Raw genomic sequence first — 23,100 nt, forward strand, 5'->3', positions numbered from 1 at the left:
CCATCCAGAATGCGGGTATCAATACTGCGGTACGGACATCGGCGGTGCACCACGGACGCCTGACCGTAGACTTTCGCCAGGTGACGATTGACCACGTCCGGGTTTTCCGCCACCAGGAACTGACCACCAACCGGGAATCCGGCATAGCCTTTCGCTTCCGGGATATCGGTTTCCTGCAGCAGTTTCAACGCAGCGCCACCAGCACCAATAAAGACAAACTTCGCCTTGATGTCGTGTTCCGCTTCGCTGTTTTTCAGATCGGCAACCGTGACGGTCCAGCTATTATCCGCGTTACGCTTAAACCCACGCACTTCGGTGCTCAGCTGCAAAGCAAAATTAGGTTTTTTCTGCAACGATGCAATCAGCTGGCGCGTAATTTCGCCGTAGTTTACGTCAGTACCAATCTCAGTACGCGTTGCCGCAACTTTCTGTTTTGGATCGCGGCCTTCCATGACCAGCGGCGCCCACTCTTTAATTTGCGCGTGATCTTCGGAGTAACGCATGCCACGGAACAACGTACTCTGCTGCAGTGCGGTATAACGGGCACGCAGGAAATTCACGTTCTCGTCGCCCCAGACAAAGCTCATATGTGGCACGGTGGTGATAAACGAGCGGGGTTCATGCATCACGCCATTGTTGACCTGATACGCCCAGAACTGGCGGGAAATCTGGAAGGCTTCGTTAATTTCGACTGCCTTTTCAATGCTGACACTACCGTCGGCTTTTTTAGGCGTGTAATTCAGTTCCATGAGTGCAGAGTGTCCCGTTCCAGCATTGTTCCAGCCGTTCGAACTCTCCTGAGCAACGCCATCCAGTCGCTCAACCATGGTCATTGACCATTGTGGCTCCAGTTCCTGTAAATAGGTTCCCAGTGTGGCGCTCATAATGCCGCCGCCAATCAACAGCACATCCGTTTCCTGCTCTTCAGTCGCTTTCGCTTTTGCCGCCATAGAGACAACGTTCAGTCCTACGGCCAGGGTGAAGAGCATGGCAGTCACTTTTTTCATAATGTTAATGCCTTACTTTTAGTATCGCTTTTTAGCTTTTATTGCAGGTGAAAATAGAGCGGTACCAACGGTAACACTTAAGTAAAAATAATTAAATATTGTTTATAAATTATATTTAAATTTTAAAAATGTTATTAATAAGTTGATTCTTTATAGGGTTATTGACAATCATTTCTGGAAACCCTCCCACCAGACGGGTACTATGCTGCGCTTTGCTATTCACCGCACGGATGCTTGTCGGTCTGCTGTATCAGGCCATTTCCGACCTGAGAGTAAATATGTCTGCGCTCCATCCCTCCCCTGCCGCGACGGCAGATCATTCCGTTGGAACCGTATTGCGTAAGCCCCATTTACTGGTGCGCGAAATGTTGGCGGGCGTGGTTACCGCCCTTGCACTGATCCCGGAAGTAATCTCCTTTTCCGTTATCGCTGGCGTTGATCCGAAAGTCAGTCTTATTGCCTCCGTTGTACTGTGCCTGGCAATGTCCTTTCTGGGGGGGCGCCCGGCAATGGTTACCGCCGCTGCGGGGTCTGTAGCTCTGGTTATTGGCCCAATGGTGCACCTACACGGCGTGCAGTACATTCTGCCAGCGGTCGTGCTGGCCGGACTTATCCAGATCCTGTTTGGCGTATTAGGCATGGCACGCCTGATGCGTTTTATCCCCGCGGCCGTCATGACGGGCTTTGTCAACGCACTGGGCATTTTGATTTTCTTTGCTCAGGTCCCGCACTTCTGGGGAAAAAGCCCGTTAATCTGGGGATTGTTTATCCTGACTCTGCTGATCGCACTGTGGCTACCGCGATTCATTAAAAATATTCCCGCACCATTGGTTGCCATTGTCTTGTTGACGGTATTCACCGTGACCAGTGGACAACTGTTGCCTACCGTCGGTGACGAAGGTTCAATGCGCGGTGGACTACCTGGTTTAACCCAATTGCTGGTACCACTTAACGGGCAAACTTTTGCCATTATCTGGCCCTGCGCGCTAAGCATCGCCTTTGTCGGTTTGATGGAGTCGTTGTTAACCGCAAGACTGGTTGACGATCTGACGGTCACGCCATCGAATAAAAACCGTGAAAGTGCGGGACTGGGGATCGCTAATATTCTGGCCGGGTTTTATGGCGGCATTGCCGGATGCGCGATGATTGGCCAAACGATCGTCAACGTTGAGATGGGCAAAGGACGCAGTCGACTCTCAACGTTGGCCGCCGGATTAGTATTACTGCTGCTGGTCACCGCATTAAGTGAAGTAATGGCGAAAATACCCATGTCGGTACTGGCCGGCATTATGGTGATTGTGGCGGTGAAAACGTTCAGTTGGCACAGTATCACTCCCGCCGCGCTGGTGAAAATGCCAGTCACTGAAACGCTGGTAATGTTGATTACCGTTGCCGCGACGGTTTCTACCGGCAACCTGGCGATTGGCGTGGTTGCCGGAGTGATGATGATGCTGGTTCTGCCGCGTATCGTCAGATGCAAACAAGTGGTTACATCAGAAACAGCGTCGCCAGACCAAGAAAAATAAAGAATCCGCCGGTGTCGGTAATAGCGGTGATCATAACGCTTGAGCCGACAGCCGGGTCGCGCCCGAGTTTCACCATCGTCATCGGAATGATTACCCCCATCAATGCCGCCATCAGCAGGTTAAGCATCATCGCCAGGGTCATAACGCCACCAAGCGCCATATCATCATACAGCCACCAGGTAATCCCCCCCATAATCCCGCCCCAGACGAGGCCGTTGATCAACGCCACGCCCATCTCACGCAGGATCAGGAACGTCAGGTTACCGGGCTGAATATTTTGCAGCGCCAGCGCGCGGACGATCATGGTGATGGTTTGATTGCCGGTATTACCGCCGATTCCCGCCACGATAGGCATCAACGAAGCCAGCGCCACCAGTTGTGAAATCGTGTGTTCAAAACCGTCGATGACTCGTGAGGCGATGAATGCCGTGCAGAGGTTAATCGCCAGCCATGCCCAACGGGTTTTTACTGCTTTAGTGACCGGGGCGAACACATCCTCTTCGGCGCTTAACCCCCCCATCCGGCGCAGATCGGTGTCGGTTTCTTCATATACCACATCGACGATCTCATCGATGGTCAAACGGCCCATCAGCTTACCTGATGGATCCACCACCGCCGCACTGACCAGGTTGTCACGTTCAAACGTTCGTGCCGCGTTTTCTGCGATATCCTCCGGAGCGAAGGTGAGCGGATCGTCTTCCATCACCTCGCTGACTTTGCGCTGCACATCATTAAGCAAAATACAGGTCAACGTCAGTTCGCCTACGAGGACTTTATTGCGATCGGTCACGAAGAGTTTATCGGTGTTTTCCGGCATTTTCCCCAACCGTCGCAGATAGCGCTGTACCACTTCCAGCGTCACGTCCGGGCGCACGGTGATGACTTCGAACTCCATAATCGCGCCGACGCGATTCTTCTCGTAGTGCATCACCTGGCGCACACGCGCCCGCTCCTCTGCCGGCAGCGATGCCAGCAGTCGGCCTGTCAGGTTGCGTGGCAAATGCTGCACCAGATAAATCTGTTCATCGATATCGAGATATTGCAACGCGTCCAGCAACTCGCGGTCGGTCATCTCATCGATCAGATCGTCCCAGACGTTTTCTGACGCCTCAAGCAGCACATTTCCGCGTTTTTCACTTTCGACCAGTCGCCACAGGGCATGACGTTCTTCAGAGGGTAACGCTTCGAGGGTATCGGCCAAATCGGGCGGTGGCAGGTGGGCCACCAGTGCCCCTACCTCAGCAATATCGTCGGCTAATGTACCGACGTCATATTGCTCAGCCAGGGTAAGCTTGCCCAACAGTGTAGAAATAATGGCTTTATCAGTGGTCAGCAGCCAGATCAGACGCGCACGTTCTTCATCACGCAGCCTGGCGCTGTTTTTATTTATTACAGACATTAATCATAAATCCATGATTTGAAATATCGTTAATCATGATGCTGAATTATGTAAATAACAATAAACTGAGCCGCCGGTTGGATAAAAAAACGGCGGATGAGAGTGTTAACCGTAGGCCGGTAGCTCCTTATCCGGCCTATGGGATCAGGCTGTACGGGCTACTGCATCACGCGATGCGGCGTCGCGTTCATCACCCATTAACTCGGTAAGCTGCCCGTTGCGCATCTCCAGCAGACGATCGGCATGAATAAAGTAATGATCGTCATGGCTGATGGCGAAAATGGTTTTGCCCATTTCCTGCATTAATGGCAACAGCACCTGATAAAATTCACGGCGGAAGTGCGGATCCTGATCGGCAGCCCATTCATCCAGCAGAATAATGTCGCGCTCCTCCGCTAATGCCAGTAGCAGCGCCACACGTTTTTTCTGCCCTTTAGACAGCTTCAGATTGAGGATGCGACCATCATTCAATTCCAGCTTGTGCGCCATCTTCAGATGATCCAACCACTTCGCCACCAGTTGCGGATTTGCGTCTCTCCCTTCAGGGCCCAACAGTTTGTCGAACAACCAGACGTCGGTGAACACCGCCGAGAATAGCTTGCGATAATCTTCTGGTTTTTCAATCGCTACCGCCTTGCCATCCAGCAAAATCTCACCAGACTGCGGCTGGTACAATCCGGTAAGCAGCATCGCCAGCGTAGATTTTCCACTGCCGTTGCCGCCAATCAGGAAGATCAGTTCGCCACGATGGATGGTCAGATTAATCGGCCCAACGGAGAACGCATTATCCTGATAGTGAAATACCACATTGCGCATTTCCAGCGTTTGCCAGTTCGGAAACGCGGTTGGTCGCGGAAACTCTGCCTTGAATGGTGCCAGTGAGAACTTATTCAGTTTGTTGAAAGCCACCTGCGCGGTGAGCAATGTGGGCAGCGCGCCGACGGCAGAGAGTAACGGCGTACGCAGGAACAGCAGCGTCAGCGAATAGGTCGCCGCCACTGCGGTATCTGCCCAGCCCAGACTATTAGCCATCCAGAACACCAGGCCAATTGCGCCCAGCATCATAATGTTGGACCAGTTGACTGCGCTCAGGTGGAAGGTATCGGCACGGATAATATGATGGCGATACTCTTTGGCATCCGGGACGTACAACTGGTTAAAGATATGCTCGGCACGTTCACGGTTGAGCGTCAGTTCTTTGCGCCCTTCCAGCACCGTCTGATAATCGTTATACAACTTGTCTTCTGTTTCACGCAGGGTAGCCATATGTTTGTACACCCGCGCCACCAGTACAAACCCGCCCCAGATAGTGATCGCCATCCAGATTGCCGTTACCAGCAGCATTTTGGTCGACAGCATCGCCAGATACGCCGCCGATCCTACGGTCAAAATAATTCCCTGTACCAGCTCAGGCAGACGGACGAAAGCGATGGTAATGTTGCGGATATCACTGGTTAAACCGGCCAGTAATGAGGCGCTACCAAGCTGCTCGATGCGCTCAACGTGGGTATCCAGTATACGTTTGATAAATTCGCTACGCAGGCGGTAGACAAAGTGGTGGCCCAGCGTGGTCAGCGCCAGCTGTGAGCCAAGCGTGACGACCATAAGTAACAGCAGCAGGCCGAGAAACTCCGGCAGCACCATCAGCGTGGTGTCGACCGTCTCAATCAGGCGCTGATTTATAAACGCAATCAGCCCAATTCCCAGCGCAGCGCTGGCAAGGCTGAGCGCCATTACGCTGATAAATGGCCAGCGATACTGCCGCCAGACAAGAAGTAAAAGTTCCATGTGTACAACCCGGACAAGTAATAACAGCCCGCAGTTTAAACATCTCAACGCTTACAGCAATAATAATTCTTATTTTTATTCCGCTTTACCCGCCTGGCGAAATGTCAGATTGTAACGACAGTCGGCCGTCAACGGATGATACCCCGTCTTAAGCGGCTGGATACCATGGTAAAACAGACGCGATTTCCCTCCCCATACCACCACATCACCATGTTCCAGCAGCAAACGTTTTAACGGATCATTACGCTGCAAACCACCAAACTGAAAGATCGCCGGTAAACCCAGCGACACAGATACAATAGGCGCTCGCAGATCGGGTTCGTCTTTATCCTGATGTAACGACAGTTTTGCCCCGGGGTTATAGCGGTTAATCAAGCACGCATCCGGGTGAAAGTCAGGATAGCCTGCGGCAATTGCTGCCTGTTGACACAGGTCGACAAAAACGTCCGGTAATGGCGGCCAGCCTGCGCCAGTCAGCGGATCAACCGGAGAATAAAGGTAACCGTGCTGATCCGTCGTCCAGCCCAGATGACCACAGTTGGTCATCGCCACCGACATCGTATAACCGCCGGGCGTAACCATCTGGCGAAAAGGCGACAAGGTGGCGACGGATGAGATCGCCTGTAGTAAGGAAGGTGCGGCGTCAAACGCAAAACGTCGCAAAATTACCGCACCGGATGCCAGTGGCTCTTGCCAGGGTTTCGCATCTGCAAAGAGATCGAGCATTATGTTTCCTCGCCGGTAGTTTCACGTTGCAGGAGTTGTGCCTTACGCGCAACGCCCCAACGATATCCCGAAAGCGCACCATCACCGCGGATCACCCGATGACACGGGATCACAATCGCCAGCTTATTCGCCCCGCAGGCGCTGGCCACCGCGCGAACAGCCTTCGGTTTGCCGATTGCGCTGGCCAGTTGCTGATAGCTAACCGTCTCACCACAGGGAATAGCGCGTAGCGCCTGCCACACCTGCTGCTGGAATGCGGTTCCCCGGATATCCAGTGGTAAGGACAGTGGCCTGTTGCGCGTGTTAATCACGGCAATCACCTCACGCACATGCAGTTGGAATTGCGCATCTGCAGGTTCGTCAAGCGCGGTGGGAAACAGTTCACGGAGCTCCGCTATCAACGTGGCATCGTCATCGCCAAGTAAAATCGCACAGATACCGCGTTCACTTTCCGCCACCAGGCAGCGACCCAGAGCACAGTCCGTAAGCGCGTAGCGCACAGATACGCTGTCGCCGCCTTTACGAAATTGTTTCGCCGTCATGCCCAGCGCCGCATCCGCTTTACGATAGTAGCTGCTGCTGTCGGGGAACCCGGCGTTAAGGATCGCCTGCGTTATCGGCTCCCCTTTCGCCAGCGCATCGCGCAGACGGCGAGCGCGCCAGGACTGCTGCCACGCTTTCGGGGTCATTCCTGTTGTCGCTTTAAACAGACGATGTAAATGGAACGGGCTCATCGCCACCTGTTGCGCTAATTCATCCAGCGTGAGGGGGGACTCTTGCTCTAAAAGCTGACAGGCGCGGGTAATCTTATCCAACCGACGTTGTTGCGCATTGTCTTTGTCCGGCTGACAGCGTTTACACGGTCGATACCCGGCAGCCAGTGCCTGCTGTGCATCCGCAAAGAAGCTGACGTTTTTGCGCAGCGCATGTTTCGCCCGGCAGGAGGGACGACAAAAAATACCGGTAGTTTGAACGGCAAAGACAAACTGACCGTCGGCGTCTGTGTCGCGATCCAACACAGACTGCCAGCGGTCATCATCAGTCAGGCGTAAGATATTTTTCATTTTGGACTCCTTGGTTAAGCATAGCGCTTAGGCTCAGTGTGTCCGCATTGCATGATGCAAAAACCCGTATTCTTGCTTTTTAATTTTTGTCGCTGACCAGAAAGCTTTTAAACTGCGGCGACATCCAGGTTTTAAACTCATCGCCCTCTTTCACGATCATATAAACTGCCAGCCCTTCACGACGCACGACCTCTTTGGCTTTATCCGTCCCGAGAACCATCAGTCCGGTATCCCAGCCGTCGGCTTCAAGCGCCGTCGGAGCAATTACCGTCACGGACACCAGATTGTGTTCGATCGGTCGACCGGATTGCGGATCGATAACATGTGACAGACGCTTGCCATCCAGTTCGTAATAATTACGGTAACTACCGGAAGTACTGATCCCGTGCCCGTTAATATCCACAATCGCCTGCACCGCGTTTTCGCGATCGGTTGGTTTCTGAATCGCCACACGCCACGGATGCCCCTCGGCGTTCATTCCCCGGCTGTTCAGCGCACCGCCCACGGAGACCAGATAACGAGCGATCCCCTCTTGTTCCATCAGGCGGGCCAGATGATCAGCGGCATAACCTTCTCCCACGGTGGAGAGATCAACGTACAATTCCGGCAAATCTTTTTGCAGGTAGTTCTGATGGGCCTCATTAACGACCTTCAGATGCGAAAGGCCAGTCTTCGCTTTTGCTGCATCAATTTGCGCCTGAGCAGGAATATGTACAGGTTGCTGATCCGGACCAAACCCCCACAGATTGACCAGCGGCCCAACGGTGATGTCCATAGCCCCATCCGTTTTTGCGCCGATACGTAACGCAGACGTTACAATATCCGCCAACGCGTCATTTACCGGCCATGGTGAAAGGCTTTTCGACAGGTTAAAGCGCATCAATGCAGAATCGTTTTTATAGGTAGAGAGAAGCTGATCGTCAGCATCAAGCTGAGTCTGGATCTTCGCCTGCAATTCCCCGGCGCGTTTGGCATCTATTCCCACCACACTGACCCGCCAGAAGGTTCCCATTGTTTTACCTTCCAGTACCGTGGCGGTCGGTGACGGGAGCTGAGCCGATTTCGGGGCCTCATCGCACCCGACAAAAAAGATCGTTGCAGCCAACAGGGCTACACGACAAAAATTCATATCCATACGTGATTATCCTCATGCAAACGGGCGCAAGAGTACACCAAAAATAGTTGTTTGTACGTCAGAAAAACGGCATTAAAAAAGGGCCCGCAGGCCCTTTGACAGAGATAAATGCAGATTAGAACTGGTAAACCAGACCCAGTGCTACGATATCATCGGTAGCAATGCCTGCAGCCTGGGTGAACGCATTGTCATCCAGCAGGTTGATTTTGTAATCAACATAGGTAGACATGTTTTTGTTGAAGTAGTAAGTCGCGCCAACATCAACATATTTCACGATGTCCTGGTCACCGAAGTTAGTGAAGCCATTGCTGATGTCTTTACCTTTTGACTGCAGGTAAGCAACGGACGGACGCAGACCGAAATCAAACTGGTACTGAGCCACAACTTCAAAGTTTTGTGCTTTGTCTGCGAAGCCATAAGCAGCAGTCTGGTTGCTGCCATTAGAGGTACCGAAACGGGTAGCGTTGTAAGACTGGGAGTACTGTGCTGCCAAGTATACGTTGTTCGCATCGTATTTCAGGCCACCGGTATAAACCGTTGCACGATCGCCGTTGCCGTATACGCCAACAGCATTTTGGTCAGCAGTACGTTTAGAGGTAGTAATCGCACCACCGATACCGAAGCCAGCACCCAGATCATAAGTCAGTGATCCGCCGTAACCGTCACCATTCTGAGTCAGCAGGCTACGACCACTTACGTTTTCACCGCTTACGCTACCATTTTTACCCTGGTACTGCAGAGCAAAGTTCAGACCATCAACCAGGCCGAAGAAATCAGTGTTACGGTAAGTCGCATAACCGTTACCACGCTGCTGCATGAAGTTATCAGCACCGTAGGTGTCGCCGCCAAATTCTGGCAGGACGTCAGTCCAGGACGTAACATCATAAGTCACGCCATAGTTACGACCATAATCGAAAGAACCTGCATCAGCGAATTTCAGACCTGCGAATGCCACACGCGTCCAGGCGTCGTTGCTGGCTTCACTCTGGTTACCCTGAATCTGGTATTCCCACTGGCCGTAACCGGTCAGTTGATCGTTAACCTGGGTTTCGCCTTTGAAGCCGATACGCATGTAAGTTTTATCACCATCATCACCTTTGTTATCGGAGAAATAGTGCAGACCATCGACTTTGCCGTACAGGTCTAATTTGTTGCCGTCTTTGTTGTAAATTTCAGCCGCATTTGCTGCGCCTGCCACCAGCAGAGCTGGTACCAGGAGGGACAGTACTTTAACTTTCATGTTATTAACCCTCTGTTATATGCCTTTATTGCTTTTTTATGCCACTGCATACTGATTAACGTTCATTAACCAGTCGGCAACTTCATTCTCCGCAAAAACACAGAATAATCCAACACGAATATGATACTAAAACTTTTAAGGTGTTTCATTTATCACCATAGATGTTTCAAAATATTAATATAAGGGAACTTTTTTAAATGTAAAAAACAGCCAAAATAAGCACGAATAATCAAGATTCATTACAAAATGCTTAAAAATCAAATAATTGAGTTAGATTTACTCATAGCACTGAATGACAAAACAAAATCTTCACTCGCAACTAAAATAGTTCCGCTATCATCATTAACTTTATTTATTACCGTCATTCATTCATGAATGTCTGTTTACCCCTATTTCAACCGAATGCTCTGCGTTCGGTTTTTTTTTACCCTTCTTTACACAAAACTTACCATCCTGTGCTAACTCTCCTAAACTATAACGATTATTAACCCTCTCATCTCACATTCATCACGTATAAATTCATTAAATAATTTCTTGTTATTTAATGCTAAATTCTTAGGTCTTGCATTTATATTTGTACTTCACCCTGTACGCTGTACACCTTTACAGCACTATGGCAGCAGCGAAATGCGCGGTAAAAAATGCTGTACTACGGGCGTTGCGTTAGTATGGCAATTCATACATTACCCTTTATACTGCCCCATCATCTTTAGCGTCGTTTTAACAGGTCATAAACACGAATGAGTCAGTCAGACACAACGGTTTCTACCCGATTCTCCCTGTTGCCGGGAAGTATTACCCGTTTCTTCTTATTACTGATCGTTGTGCTGTTGGTGATGATGGGCGTGATGGTCCAGAGTGCGGTTAACACCTGGTTAAAAGATAAAAGCTATCAGATAGTTGATATCACTCATGCTATCCATAAAAGGGTCGATACCTGGCGGTACGTAACCTGGCAGATCTATGACAACATTGCCGCCACAACCACCTCCTCTACCGCCGACGGGCTACAAGAGACTCGCCTTAAACAAGATGTTTACTATCTTGAAAAACCCCGCAGAAAGACCGAAGCGCTTATTTTCGGTTCACACGACAGCTCGACGCTGGAGATGACCCAGCGCATTTCGACCTATCTGGATACGCTGTGGGGAGCGGAGAATATTCCGTGGTCAATGTATTATCTGAATGGTCAGGACAATAGCCTGATCCTTATTTCAACGCTGCCGCTAAAAGATCTCTCTTCCGGCTTTAAAGAGTCAACGATAGGTAATATCGTCGATTCACGCCGTGCTGAAATGCTGCAGCAGGCCAACGCGCTGGACGAACGTGAAAGCTTCTCCTCCCTGCGCCGCCTGGCCTGGCAAAACGGACATTACTTCACGCTACGTACGACGTTTAATCAGCCGGGGCATCTGGCAACCGTCGTCGCTTTTGATTTGCCAATTAATGATCTTATCCCACCAGGAATGCCGCTGGACAGCTTCCATCTGGAACCGGATGCCACCTCAACGGCCGAACATCTTAATGAAAAAGAATCACCTGACAGCGTCAGTATCAGCTTTAACAACAGTAAAATTGAGATCTCCTCTGCGCTGAACTCAACGGATATGCGACTTGTCTGGCAGGTACCGTTTGGTTCATTGCTCCTTGAATCTTTGCAAAGCATCCTGCTACCGCTATTACTGAATATCGCCCTGCTTGCCCTGGCGCTGTTTGGCTATACCACCTTTCGCCACCTCCCTGCCCGCTCGACCGACGTGGCGCCAAACCTTGCCGCCAATAATGAATTACGCGTTCTGCGGGCCATTAATGAAGAGATTGTTTCCCTGCTGCCTCTGGGTTTACTGGTACATGACCAGGAGGCGAACCGTACGGTCATCAGTAATAAAATTGCCGACCACCTGCTGCCGCATTTAAATCTGCAAAACATTACCAGCATGGCGGAACAGCATCAGGGCATGATTCAAGCCACTATTAATAATGAACTGTATGAAATCAGGCTGTTCCGCAGTCAGATTTCACCGCGTACACAGATCTTTATCATTCGTGACCAGGACAGAGAAATTCTGGTTAATAAAAAGCTGAAACAAGCACAGCGTCTGTATGAGAAAAACCAACAGGCCCGCGCTGCCTTTATGCAGAATATAGGCAGTGCTCTGAAAGAACCCGCCAGAATACTTGCCGTCAACGCTGCCGCGCTAAATACGCCTGACAGTCAGAAACTGGCAAATCAGGCTGATATTCTGGTTCGTATGGTGGATGAAATCCAGTTGGCTAATATTCTGGAGAGCGACACCTGGAAAAGCGACCCAACGCTGTTTTCCATTCAGACGTTAATTGATGAAGTGGTCCCTGAAGTTCTGCCGGTGATTAAACGTAAAGGGCTACAGTTGCTAATCAAAAATCACCTCAGCGCCAGTGACGAGCGCCGTGGCGACCGCGATGCTTTGCGCCGCATTCTGATGCTGCTGATTCAGTATGCGGTAACCACTACCCAAATTGGTAAAATTACCCTCGAGGTTGACCAGGACGAGTCGGAAGCAGAACGTCTGACCTTCCGTATTCTGGATACTGGTGAAGGGATCACGTTAAATGAAATTGATAATCTGCATTTCCCGTTCATTAATGAAACGCAGAGCGATCGCTACGGTAAAGCAAATCCATTAACATTTTGGCTGTGCGATCAATTAGCCCGTAAACTGGGCGGACACCTGAATATTAAAGCACGGGAAGAACTTGGAACACGCTATATAGTCCATGTTAAAATGCCACTGCATGACCAGCATGCTGACATTGAAGAACGCCTGTTGGATGACGTCTGCGTGATGGTTGATGTCACCTCTAATGACGTACGTAGCATTGTGTTACGTCAGTTAGAAAACTGGGGAGCAACCTGCATCACGCCCGATGAACGGTTAAATAGTCAAGAATATGATCTCTTTTTAACTGATAATCCGTCTAATCTTACTGCCTCGGGCTTGCTTTTAAGCGATGATGAGTCTGGCGTGAGGAAAATTGGCCCTGGTCAGTTGCGCGTCAACTTTAATATGAGCAATGCGATGCAGGAAGCTGTCCTGGCGCTAATTGAAGAACAACTGGCGCAGGAAGAGATCCAACAACTCCCTCTCGGCGGAGATGAAAACGCCGAACTTCATGCCAGCGGTTACTATGCGCTCTTTGTGGACACAGTACCGGATGATGTTAAGAGGTTGTATACTGAGGCAGCAACCAGTGATTTCGCTGCGTTAGCTCAAACCGCCCATCGCCTGAAAGGCGTGTTTGCCATGCTTAATTTGGTACCCGGCAAGCAGTTATGTGAAGCGCTGGAACATCTTATTCAAGAGAAGGATGCTCCAGGTATAGAAAAGTATATCAGCGACATTGACAATTACGTCAAGAGCTTGCTGTAGCAAGGTAGCCCAATACATGAACACTATGAACGTAATTATTGCCGATGACCATCCGATTGTGCTGTTCGGCATTCGTAAATCACTTGAGCAAATCGAGTGGGTGAATGTTGTCGGCGAATTTGAAGACTCCACTGCACTAATCAACAATTTGCCAAAATTAGATGCCCATGTGTTGATTACCGACCTCTCCATGCCTGGAGATAAATACGGTGACGGGATCACGTTAATTAAATACATCAAGCGTCATTTCCCGAGCCTGTCGATTATCGTTCTTACCATGAACAACAACCCGGCTATCCTGAGCGCAGTACTGGATCTCGATATTGAAGGGATCGTCCTTAAACAAGGTGCGCCAACTGACCTGCCGAAAGCGCTGGCTGCGCTGCAAAAGGGCAAGAAATTTACCCCGGAAAGCGTCTCTCGCCTGCTGGAGAAAATCAGTGCCAGCGGTTATGGTGACAAACGTTTGTCACCAAAAGAGAGCGAAGTCCTGCGCCTGTTTGCCGAAGGTTTCCTGGTCACTGAAATCGCTAAAAAACTCAACCGCAGCATTAAAACCATCAGTAGCCAGAAAAAGTCTGCGATGATGAAGCTCGGTGTGGAAAACGATATTGCATTGCTGAATTACCTGTCGTCCGTGACGTTGAGTCCGTCAGACAAAGACTAATTCACATAGAGCCTGGCTCTAAGCTCAGAAATGCCTGATAGCGCGTTACGCTTATCAGGCATTTTTTATACCCGCGTTTTTCTGACCCGCTCTGCGTAGACCGCCAGCGTTTGCTTCAGCACATCTAACGTCACAGGCTTGGACAGACAACTATCCATACCTGACTCCAGGCATCGCTGCTTCTCTTCTGCTAACGCATTAGCCGTCACACCGACAACCGGCAACGTTAAGCCCAACTGGCGAATGCGCTGCGTCAGACGATAACCGTCCATATTCGGCATATTGACGTCACTCAGCACAATGTCGATATGGTTTTTGCTCAATACATTTAGCGCATCCACACCGTCATTAGCAGTTTTACACTGATATCCCAGCGATCCCAGTTGATCGGCCAACAAACGGCGGTTTATCGGATGATCGTCGACCACCAGAATCATCATGTCATCGTTCGTGCTACCGATCTTATCCGGGGCTGGTAGCGCGCTGGAAAGTTCTTCATTGCCCAGTTCAACGCTGTAAATATGCGCCAATAGCACAGGCAACTCGTGCGGTGATGCCACACTGTGCACCCACTCACCCGGCGCTCTTTCCAGCGGAATACCAATATGGCGACGGCAGAAAATAACCGCTGCTCGCCCCTTCCAGGCCTGTTCCTGCGCATCATCAGCAATCAGTACATCATCCGCCTCAGGCTGCTGACCTTCATAGCGCAGTACTGTCATCCCCGCACTCGCCAGGCTGGTTTCGATAAAGTGATACAGCGAGGCGTTACGCACCGCCAGCCAGCAACGCGTACCCGCAAGGCCTTCAGCCCCTTTTTTCAGCGGGTATTGCGCACCATAAAGTGGAATACGCAACGTAAACTGGCTACCCATTCCCGGTTCAGAATCAACGGAAATATCTCCGTCCATCATGCTGATCAGTTTTTCACAAATTGCCAGCCCCAGCCCGGTTCCCTGGAAATTGCGCTGCACCCCTGTCCCCACCTGGAAGAAAGGATCAAACAGGCGCACGACCTCTTTGGCCGGAATGCCCACACCGGTATCACGCACGCGAATACTGAGGTAGTCCCCGCTGCACTGCACATGCAGCACAATACAGCCGGTATCGGTGAATTTAATCGCATTGCTCAACAGGTTAGAAATCACCTGCTGCAGGCGCATCGGATCACCATTTAACGCCACCGGCACATCCGGTTCGATAAAACAGTACAACCCAAGTTGCTTGCGAACCACCAGCGGCAGGTAGTTGGCAGTAATATGGTTCATCACTTCTCGCGGCGAAAACTCACGCGGCTCAATCTTCAGCTGTTCAGATTCGATTTTCGAGAAGTCGAGAATATCGCTAATAATTTTCAGCAACAGACTGGAGGAGTTATTCATCGCCGTCACCAGGCGATCCACCCCATCAGGAAGTTCCTTCGTTTGCAGCAGGTCGAGATTACCGATAATGCCATACAGCGGGGTACGCAGTTCATGGCTCACCGTCGCAAGGAACATCGATTTAGACTGGCTTGCCTGTTCCGCCGCCTGAGCCATCTCCTGCAACGACTCTTCCATTTTGACGCGAGCGCTGACATCCACCAGTACACAAATCGCTACGTTTTCATTGCGATAACGTGAGTGCACAAAGCTGATTTGCAGATTGGTATTATTGCTGGTTAGCACATCAACAAAATTAACCTGCTGGCCGCAGATAATTTGCGTTAGCCGTTGCCGGTCCTCATGCGTCAGCATGTTCAGGTAGGTATGAGCCAGCTCATTGCTCAGGATGTTAATGCCGTCTATGGTGCGCAGAATACAAATGCCGACCGGCGCGGAAGCAACAATTTTACGGTTAAACTGCTCATGTTCTTCCAGTCGCTGCGCGTCACTTTCCGCAGGAATGAAGATACGTCGCTCATACATACGCATGAGCATAAATAGTGCCGCACCCACCAGCACATTCAGCAGAATCGCGTTCAGGATCAGCATGCGGATCCGCTCCAGTACCATATCGACCGGAACGGAATAGACAATGCTGAGTGATGATGGCGGCAGATTTTTCTTCAACACCAGCTCACGAAAACCCGGCGTATAACCAAACCAGGAGCGTTCCTGCATCCAGCGCGGTTCAGCTTTGATATTGCCTTCTGGACCGGTCAGCGAAATCAGCGCATGACCATTTTCATCGAGGATTGTCACACCCATCGGCAAGTTGCCTGGTGTGAAGAAATTCTCCATACGAATCGGCTGCTCCACACCCAACATCGCCTGCAGGCGATTCGCCAGATAAACTGGTGTAAGCGCATAAAAATACCCTACGCCGGGACGCGGCCCCTGGCTTATCCAGAACAGGTTATTGCCGTTTTCTTCCTGTGGCGCGTTACGGTATTTGATGATGCGCTCATGCAGCGCTTTCAGAGCGACGTCACGTTCGACAGGCATATCGCGCAGGCCGAAATTGGCCATGCAGAGGTTATCACTGCCGATCAGGAACACACGATTCAAATCGTAAGCGGCAGAAAAATTGTCTCGCCAGTAGCGCATAAACCACGCCAGCGATTCCAGCGATCCGCGCCAGGTATTCCCCATTACCGTACAGTCGGAATCGGCAAACAACGGCTCAAAATTAGGCACGACGGTTTTATCATCCCGTGCCCGTTGGGACATCACACCGTTTTCCGCCGTTAAGCGATTTTCAGCAATATATTTCAGCTCTTTTATCACGTCAGAAGTGCGCTGAATGTAGCGTTGGGCCTGATCGGAGCTGAGGTTAAACTCCTGACGAATCTCAGACTCTCTCTGATGCAACGCATTCACAATGTAGAACACAGAAGCAAAAGCAATCAGAAGCCAAACCAGTAGCGCCAGCGCCCTGAACAGATAGCGTGAAACTTTTAGGGTTGCATGAACGGAAGCAAGGTATTTCAAAAGGGCGAAGCTCCGCCTCAGGGAATCAATAAAGTGTGGTTAAGGTAGCGGGAAATGCCCCGCATCGCAATGCCATCTCTTTGCGGGAGTATGATAGACCGCTGAGAAACCGTTGCCTCAACCCGTGATAATCGTGTTTGACCAAACACACTACATGGATGTCATGATGCGCAATCTGAAAGGGCTCATATGCCGCTTATATCCGCGACGTTTACGCAATCAGATGATCATGATGGCCATTCTGATGGTTATTGTACCAACAATATCTATTGGTTATATCGTAGAAACCGAAGGCCGTTCAGCAGTCTTATCTGAAAAAGAGAAAAAATTATCATCGGTAGTAACCCTGCTGAACGATGAGTTGGGCGATCGCTTTAGCCACTTCGATAATCTGCCGCGTGAAGCGCGTATTCGTGCGCTTAATGAAGAGCTGAGCTCCATTACAGAACGGATCACACAGGCGTTTCCCGGCGTGGGTGCAGGGTATTACCACAAAGCGCTGGATGCGATTATCACCTATGCACCCTCTGCGCTTTATCAAAGCAATGTTGGTATCACCATCGCGCCAGACCATCCCGGACATGAGGTGATGGACAACAACACCCCCGTGGTCTATTCAGGGCGACAAGTTCGCGGTGACATTCTCAACTCAATGATCCCAATAGAACGGCATGGCGAAGTCATTGGTTATATCTGGGCTAACGAACTGACGGAAGATATCCGCCAGCAGGCCTGGCGAATGGACGTCAGGATCATTGCCGTTCTGGCAGGCGGATTAGTCAGCAGCCTGCTACTTATCGTTCTCTTTTCACGCCGATTCGGCGCCAATATCGACATCATCACTGACGGGCTCTCGACGCTGGCGCAAAAAACACCAGCTCGTCTTCCCAACCTGCCCGGCGAGTTGGGACAAATTAGCCGCAGCGTCAATGCGCTGGCACAAACATTACGCGAAACCAAAACGCTTAACGATCTGATTATTGAGAACGCCGCAGATGGCGTCATTGCAATCGACAGACAGGGTGACGTCACCACCATGAACCCGGCGGCGGAGCAGATAACAGGCTATAAGCTACATGAGCTGGTTGGGCAATCCTATGCAAAGCTGTTTGCTAACACAGGGTTCTACAGCCCGGTGCTGGATACCCTGGAGTACGGTACCGAGCATGTCGCGCTGGAGGTCAGCTTTCCTGGGCGTGAACGAACTATTGAGATAAGCGTCACCACCAGCCGAATCCATAACGCTCATGGCGAGTTGATCGGCGCACTGGTGATCTTCTCAGATTTAACAGCCCGCAAAGAGACACAACGCCGGCTGGCACAAACAGAAAGGCTCGCCACACTCGGTGAACTAATGGCCGGGGTGGCCCATGAGGTACGTAATCCTCTGACGGCAATACGCGGGTATGTCCAGATCATCCGCCAGCAAACTTCTCAGCCGGAGCATCAGGAGTATTTATCCGTTGTGCTAAATGAAATTGATTCAATTAATAAAGTTATCCAGCAACTGTTGGACTTCTCACGCCCGCGGCAAAGCCAGTGGCAACAGGTTCGACTCAATGCGCTGATTGAAGAGACGCTGATCCTCGTGCAAACCTCCGGTATTCAGGCCCGTATCAGCTTTACAACAGAATTAGATGCCAGCCTGACAGCGATCGTCGCCGATCGAGAACTGCTCAAACAGGTGATCCTGAATATTTTAATCAATGCAGTACAGGCGATAGGCGCACGAGGTGAAATTCGGATCCGTACCTGGCAATACACCGCTTCGCAGCAGGCAGTAATGATTGAGGATAATGGCAGTGGGATTGATATCGCCTTACAGAAGAAAATATTCGATCCATTCTTTACCACAAAAGCGTCAGGCACAGGTCTGGGACTGGCACTGAGCCAGCGCATAATCAATGCTCATCAAGGGGACATCCATGTAGTCAGCATGCCTGGCTGCGGCGCAACTTTCACTCTTATTTTACCGATCAATCCTCAGGGAACCTCGTCAGAATGAAAACCACATACCGTATTCTCATCGTTGATGACGAAGAAAATGTCCGCCGTATGCTTACCACGGCCTTTTCGCTGCAAGGACATGAGACACACTGTGCCAGCGACGGCAAAGCAGCGCTTAGCCTGTTTGCTGACACACAGCCCGATGTGGTGCTGATGGACATTCGTATGCCAGAAATGGATGGAATCGACGCACTGAAAATCATGCGAACCCAGCAGCCACGGATCCCCGTCATTCTGATGACGGCCTACGCCGAAGTAGAAACGGCAGTAGAGGCATTACGTAGTGGCGCATTTGACTACGTGATTAAGCCGTTTGACCTGGACGAACTTAACCTGGTGATTCAACGCGCATTGCAGTTACAGGCGATGAAGCAGGAGATCCGCAGTCTTCATCAGGCCCTCAGCACCAGCTGGCAGTGGGGGCATATCCTGACGACCAGCCCGCTGATGATGGATATTTGCAAAGATACGGCAAAAATCGCGCTCTCACAGGCAAATGTACTGGTTAGCGGCGAAAGCGGCACGGGGAAAGAACTGATAGCCCGCGCAATCCATTACAACAGCCGACGTTCCAGCGGTCCGTTTATAAAAATAAACTGTGCCGCATTACCAGAATCATTGCTGGAGAGCGAGCTGTTTGGTCATGAAAAAGGCGCATTTACCGGCGCGCAGACATTACGGCAAGGATTGTTCGAACGCGCTCATCAGGGGACGCTGTTGCTTGATGAAATTGGTGAGATGCCGCTGGTTCTACAGGCGAAACTACTACGAATTTTGCAGGAACGAGAATTCGAACGCATCGGTGGGCATCAAACCATTCGCGTTGATATTCGTATTATTGCCGCCACCAATCGCTGCCTGTACACAATGGTAAAAGAAGGAACCTTCCGCGAAGACTTGTTTTATCGGCTAAACGTGATTCATCTGGCTCTGCCCCCATTACGTGAACGCCGTGAAGACATCGCTCTGTTAGCTAACCATTTTTTACAAAAATTCAGTTCGGAAAATCAGCGAGATATCATTGAAATTGATCCGACAGCCATGTCAATCCTCACGGCCTGGCCATGGCCGGGAAATATTCGCGAACTGTCCAACGTGATCGAACGCGCGGTGGTCATGAATACCGGTGCGGTAATTTTTGCTGAAGACCTGCCCGCCCAGTTCCGCTCTCCCGTAAGCGCAATAACGGAAGTAAAACCCGCCCAGACCGGAGAGCGGAACCTGAAAGAAGAGATTAAACGCGAAGAAAAACGGATCATTGTTGAAGTCCTCGAACAGCAGGACGGAAACCGAACCCGCACCGCGCTAATGCTGGGGATCAGCCGACGCGCCCTGATGTATAAATTACAAGAATATGGTATCGACCCGTCAGGTTCCTGAGACAAAATTTGCTATGCAGAATTTTGCACACTGCGCAAAACTCTGCATAGTTCATTGACTTCCCGCTCACATCCCGCTTAAAAATAATCAATATAACTCAATGAGTTAGAAATTTTCACATCTGTATTATCATTCTGGCACCCTGCTTGCAATTCCCTGAGCGTACCCAAAATGGAGTATGTCAAAGGGAAACATAATGAAAACAAAACTGATTACCTTACAAGACGCCGCAGGCTTCTTTCGTGACGGCATGACCATCATGGTCGGTGGCTTTATGGGTGTTGGCACACCGCCTCGCCTTGTCGAAGCCTTACTTGAATCTGGCGTCAGGGATCTGACGCTAATTGCCAACGATACCGCATTTGTCGATACCGGGATCGGACCATTGATCGTCAATGGTCGGGTAAGCAAAGTGATTGCTTCACACATTGGCACCAATCCTGAAACCGGACGCCGCATGATTGCAGGCGAGATGGACGTCCAACTGGTTCCGCAGGGCACTCTCATTGAGCAAATCCGTTGCGGCGGCGCGGGTCTCGGCGGTTTTCTGACGCCAACCGGCGTTGGTACCGTAGTTGAAGACGGCAAGCAAACCATGACGCTTGATTGCAGAACCTGGCTGCTCGAACGCCCGTTACGTGCAGACCTGGCGCTTATTCGCGCTCACCGCTCAGATATGCTGGGCAATCTTACCTACCAACTCAGCGCCCGCAATTTCAACCCACTGATTGCCCTCGCCGCCGACATCACGCTGGTTGAGCCAGATGAAATGGTCGAAACAGGTGAGCTTCTTCCTGACCAGATAGTCACCCCTGGCGCCGTTATCGACCATATCGTTATTCCACAGGAGAGCTAATCATGGATGCTAAACAACGTATTGCGCGCCGCGTGGCGCAAGAGCTTCGCGATGGCGATGTTGTAAATTTAGGCATTGGCCTGCCGACGATGGTCGCCAACTACCTGCCAGATGATATTCATATCACGCTACAGTCTGAAAACGGTTTTCTGGGACTTGGTCCGGTAACGACCGCGCATCCTGATCTGGTTAACGCGGGTGGGCAGCCGTGTGGAATTTTGCCGGGTGCTGCCATGTTTGACAGCGCCATGTCATTTGCGCTTATTCGCGGTGGCCACGTCGATGCCTGTGTACTCGGTGGGTTACAGGTCGATGAGCAGGCTAACCTCGCCAACTGGGTCGTCCCCGGCAAAATGGTACCAGGCATGGGCGGCGCGATGGATCTGGTGACGGGTGCTCGTAAAGTGATTATCGCCATGGAACATTGTGCGAAAGATGGCTCGGCGAAAATCCTCCGTCACTGCACGATGCCGCTCACGGCTCAGCATGCAGTGCACATGCTGGTGACCGAGCTTGCTGTCTTCCGTTTCCTTGATGGCAAAATGTGGCTCACGGAAATTGTCGAAGGCTGCGATATCGCTACTCTGCGTGAGAAAACTGAAGCGCAGTTCGACGTCGTCAGCGATCTGGTCATCCAGCGAGGTGACGAATGATTGGCCGTATATCTCGCTTTATGACGCGCGTGGTCAGCCGCTGGCTTCCTGACCCACTGATTTTTGCAATGTTGCTCACGCTGCTGACCTTTGGGATCGCGCTATGGCTGACGCCGCAAACCCCGATAAGCATGGTGAAATTCTGGGGGGATGGGTTCTGGAACCTGCTGGCGTTTGGTATGCAGATGGCGCTGATCATCGTAACCGGTCATGCGTTAGCGAGTTCAGGGCCGGTTAAAAGCCTGCTGCGCACGGCGGCCTCAGCAGCAAAAACCCCCGCTCAGGGTGTGATGCTGGTGACTTTTTTTGGTTCGGTTGCCTGTGTGATCAACTGGGGTTTCGGTCTGGTCGTTGGGGCGATGTTTGCCCGTGAAGTCGCCCGACGGGTCCCCGGTTCCGATTATCCGCTGCTGATTGCCTGCGCCTACATCGGTTTTCTCACCTGGGGCGGCGGTTTCTCCGGCTCAATGCCGTTGCTGGCAGCAACGCCGGGAAACCCGGTTGAGCATGTCGCGGGGTTGATCCCCGTCGGCGATACCCTGTTTACCGGTTTTAATATCTTCATCACGCTGGCGCTGATTGTAGTGATGCCGTTCATCACGCGCATGATGACGCCGAAGCCGTCTGATGTCGTCAGTATCGACCCTAAGTTACTGCTTGAAGAGGCGGATTTTCAGAAGAAATTACCCGCGGATGCCCCACCGTCAGAAAAACTGGAAGAGAGCCGTATTCTGGCCCTGATCATCGGTGCATTAGGAATTGCTTATCTGGCCATCTATTTCGCTGAGAAAGGCTTCAACATCACCATTAACACCGTCAATCTGATGTTTATGATTGCTGGTCTGCTGCTGCACAAAACGCCAATGGCCTATATGCGCGCCGTCAGCGCCGCAGCACGCAGTACCGCCGGGATCCTGGTGCAATTCCCCTTCTACGCCGGTATTCAGTTGATGATGGAGCACTCAGGTCTCGGCGGACTGATTACCGAGTTCTTCATCAACGTCGCCAATAAAGACACTTTCCCGCTGATGACCTTTTTTAGCTCTGCGCTAATTAACTTTGCCGTGCCATCAGGCGGCGGACACTGGGTTATTCAGGGGCCATTCGTTATGCCAGCTGCGCAGGCACTTGGCGCTGACCTCGGCAAGTCAGTCATGGCTATCGCCTATGGCGAGCAGTGGATGAACATGGCGCAACCGTTCTGGGCGCTGCCTGCACTGGCTATCGCCGGGCTGGGTGTGCGCGACATCATGGGGTACTGCATCACCGCCCTGCTCTTTTCCGGGGTCATTTTTGTTATCGGTCTGACCTTGTTCTGACGGCAACCACT

General features: G+C 51.1%; 16 protein-coding genes. 8 read left to right on the forward strand and 8 right to left on the reverse strand.

What is annotated here, in order from left to right:
* On the reverse strand, nucleotides 1-1,007 hold a 1,007-nt coding region (locus AACS05_RS15990; protein ID WP_045449723.1), incomplete at its 3' end, for a malate:quinone oxidoreductase.
* Between the two features lie 278 nt (nucleotides 1,008-1,285).
* Between AACS05_RS15990 and AACS05_RS15995 the strand changes: the two genes are divergently transcribed.
* On the forward strand, nucleotides 1,286-2,533 hold the full coding sequence (locus AACS05_RS15995) for a SulP family inorganic anion transporter (protein WP_045449725.1): 1,248 nt from the start codon (nucleotides 1,286-1,288) through the stop codon (nucleotides 2,531-2,533).
* Here the strand turns inward: AACS05_RS15995 and mgtE are convergent.
* From mgtE to AACS05_RS16025, 6 genes are all read right to left on the reverse strand, one after another.
* Entirely contained in the window at nucleotides 2,496-3,932 is a 1,437-nt protein-coding gene (gene mgtE / locus AACS05_RS16000; RefSeq protein WP_045445397.1) for a magnesium transporter, read from the reverse strand. The genes AACS05_RS15995 and mgtE overlap by 38 nt on opposite strands.
* A 144-nt stretch (nucleotides 3,933-4,076) precedes the next feature.
* Entirely contained in the window at nucleotides 4,077-5,720 is a 1,644-nt protein-coding gene (locus AACS05_RS16005) for a multidrug ABC transporter permease/ATP-binding protein (protein ID WP_045445400.1), read from the reverse strand.
* 75 nt (nucleotides 5,721-5,795) lie between these two features.
* Nucleotides 5,796-6,446, reverse strand: a complete 651-nt coding sequence (gene alkB, locus AACS05_RS16010; RefSeq protein WP_045445403.1) for a DNA oxidative demethylase AlkB — start codon at nucleotides 6,444-6,446, stop codon at nucleotides 5,796-5,798.
* Nucleotides 6,446-7,510 carry a bifunctional DNA-binding transcriptional regulator/O6-methylguanine-DNA methyltransferase Ada gene (ada, locus tag AACS05_RS16015; protein ID WP_045445406.1) on the reverse strand — a complete coding sequence of 355 codons (1,065 nt, stop codon included), beginning with the start codon at nucleotides 7,508-7,510 and terminating at the stop codon, nucleotides 6,446-6,448. The genes alkB and ada overlap by 1 nt, the downstream gene beginning before the upstream one ends.
* A 79-nt stretch (nucleotides 7,511-7,589) precedes the next feature.
* On the reverse strand, nucleotides 7,590-8,645 hold the full coding sequence (apbE, locus tag AACS05_RS16020) for an FAD:protein FMN transferase ApbE (protein WP_045445409.1): 1,056 nt from the start codon (nucleotides 8,643-8,645) through the stop codon (nucleotides 7,590-7,592).
* Nucleotides 8,646-8,760: 115 nt separating this feature from the next.
* Nucleotides 8,761-9,885, reverse strand: a complete 1,125-nt coding sequence (locus tag AACS05_RS16025) for a porin OmpC (protein WP_045445412.1) — start codon at nucleotides 9,883-9,885, stop codon at nucleotides 8,761-8,763.
* A gap of 740 nt (nucleotides 9,886-10,625) precedes the next feature.
* Here AACS05_RS16025 and rcsD point away from each other — a divergent pair.
* Both rcsD and rcsB read left to right on the forward strand, forming a co-directional pair.
* A complete protein-coding gene (rcsD, locus tag AACS05_RS16030; RefSeq protein WP_045445415.1) occupies nucleotides 10,626-13,295 on the forward strand; it encodes a phosphotransferase RcsD in 2,670 nt (889 codons plus the stop codon).
* A 16-nt stretch (nucleotides 13,296-13,311) separates the two neighbouring features.
* Nucleotides 13,312-13,962: a response regulator transcription factor RcsB gene (gene rcsB, locus AACS05_RS16035; RefSeq protein ID WP_045445418.1), complete on the forward strand. Its 651-nt coding sequence runs from the start codon at nucleotides 13,312-13,314 to the stop codon at nucleotides 13,960-13,962.
* A 65-nt stretch (nucleotides 13,963-14,027) separates the two neighbouring features.
* Here rcsB and rcsC read toward each other — a convergent pair whose 3' ends face one another.
* Entirely contained in the window at nucleotides 14,028-16,874 is a 2,847-nt protein-coding gene (gene rcsC / locus AACS05_RS16040) for a two-component system sensor histidine kinase RcsC (RefSeq protein ID WP_045445421.1), read from the reverse strand.
* Nucleotides 16,875-17,040: 166 nt separating this feature from the next.
* Between rcsC and atoS the strand changes: the two genes are divergently transcribed.
* The 5 genes from atoS to AACS05_RS16065 all read left to right on the forward strand — a co-directional run bounded on the left by atoS (nucleotide 17,041) and on the right by AACS05_RS16065 (nucleotide 23,089).
* On the forward strand, nucleotides 17,041-18,879 hold the full coding sequence (atoS, locus tag AACS05_RS16045; RefSeq protein WP_045445424.1) for a two-component system sensor histidine kinase AtoS: 1,839 nt from the start codon (nucleotides 17,041-17,043) through the stop codon (nucleotides 18,877-18,879).
* The gene (gene atoC / locus AACS05_RS16050) at nucleotides 18,876-20,261 is read left to right on the forward strand and encodes an acetoacetate metabolism transcriptional regulator AtoC (protein WP_045445434.1); all 1,386 of its coding nucleotides are present in this window, start codon (nucleotides 18,876-18,878) and stop codon (nucleotides 20,259-20,261) included. Before atoS ends, atoC begins: the two co-directional genes overlap by 4 nt.
* A gap of 196 nt (nucleotides 20,262-20,457) precedes the next feature.
* Complete coding sequence (gene atoD / locus AACS05_RS16055) at nucleotides 20,458-21,117, forward strand: acetate CoA-transferase subunit alpha (RefSeq protein WP_045445438.1); 660 nt, start codon at nucleotides 20,458-20,460, stop codon at nucleotides 21,115-21,117.
* A 2-nt stretch (nucleotides 21,118-21,119) separates the two neighbouring features.
* Nucleotides 21,120-21,770 carry a 3-oxoacid CoA-transferase subunit B gene (locus AACS05_RS16060; protein ID WP_045445441.1) on the forward strand — a complete coding sequence of 217 codons (651 nt, stop codon included), beginning with the start codon at nucleotides 21,120-21,122 and terminating at the stop codon, nucleotides 21,768-21,770.
* On the forward strand, nucleotides 21,767-23,089 hold the full coding sequence (locus tag AACS05_RS16065) for a TIGR00366 family protein (RefSeq protein WP_045445444.1): 1,323 nt from the start codon (nucleotides 21,767-21,769) through the stop codon (nucleotides 23,087-23,089). Before AACS05_RS16060 ends, AACS05_RS16065 begins: the two co-directional genes overlap by 4 nt.
* Nucleotides 23,090-23,100: the final 11 nt, after the last annotated feature.

Origin of the sequence: Citrobacter sp. S-77 (assembly GCF_963864895.1) — a bacterium.
GTDB classification, from domain to species: domain Bacteria; phylum Pseudomonadota; class Gammaproteobacteria; order Enterobacterales; family Enterobacteriaceae; genus Citrobacter; species Citrobacter murliniae.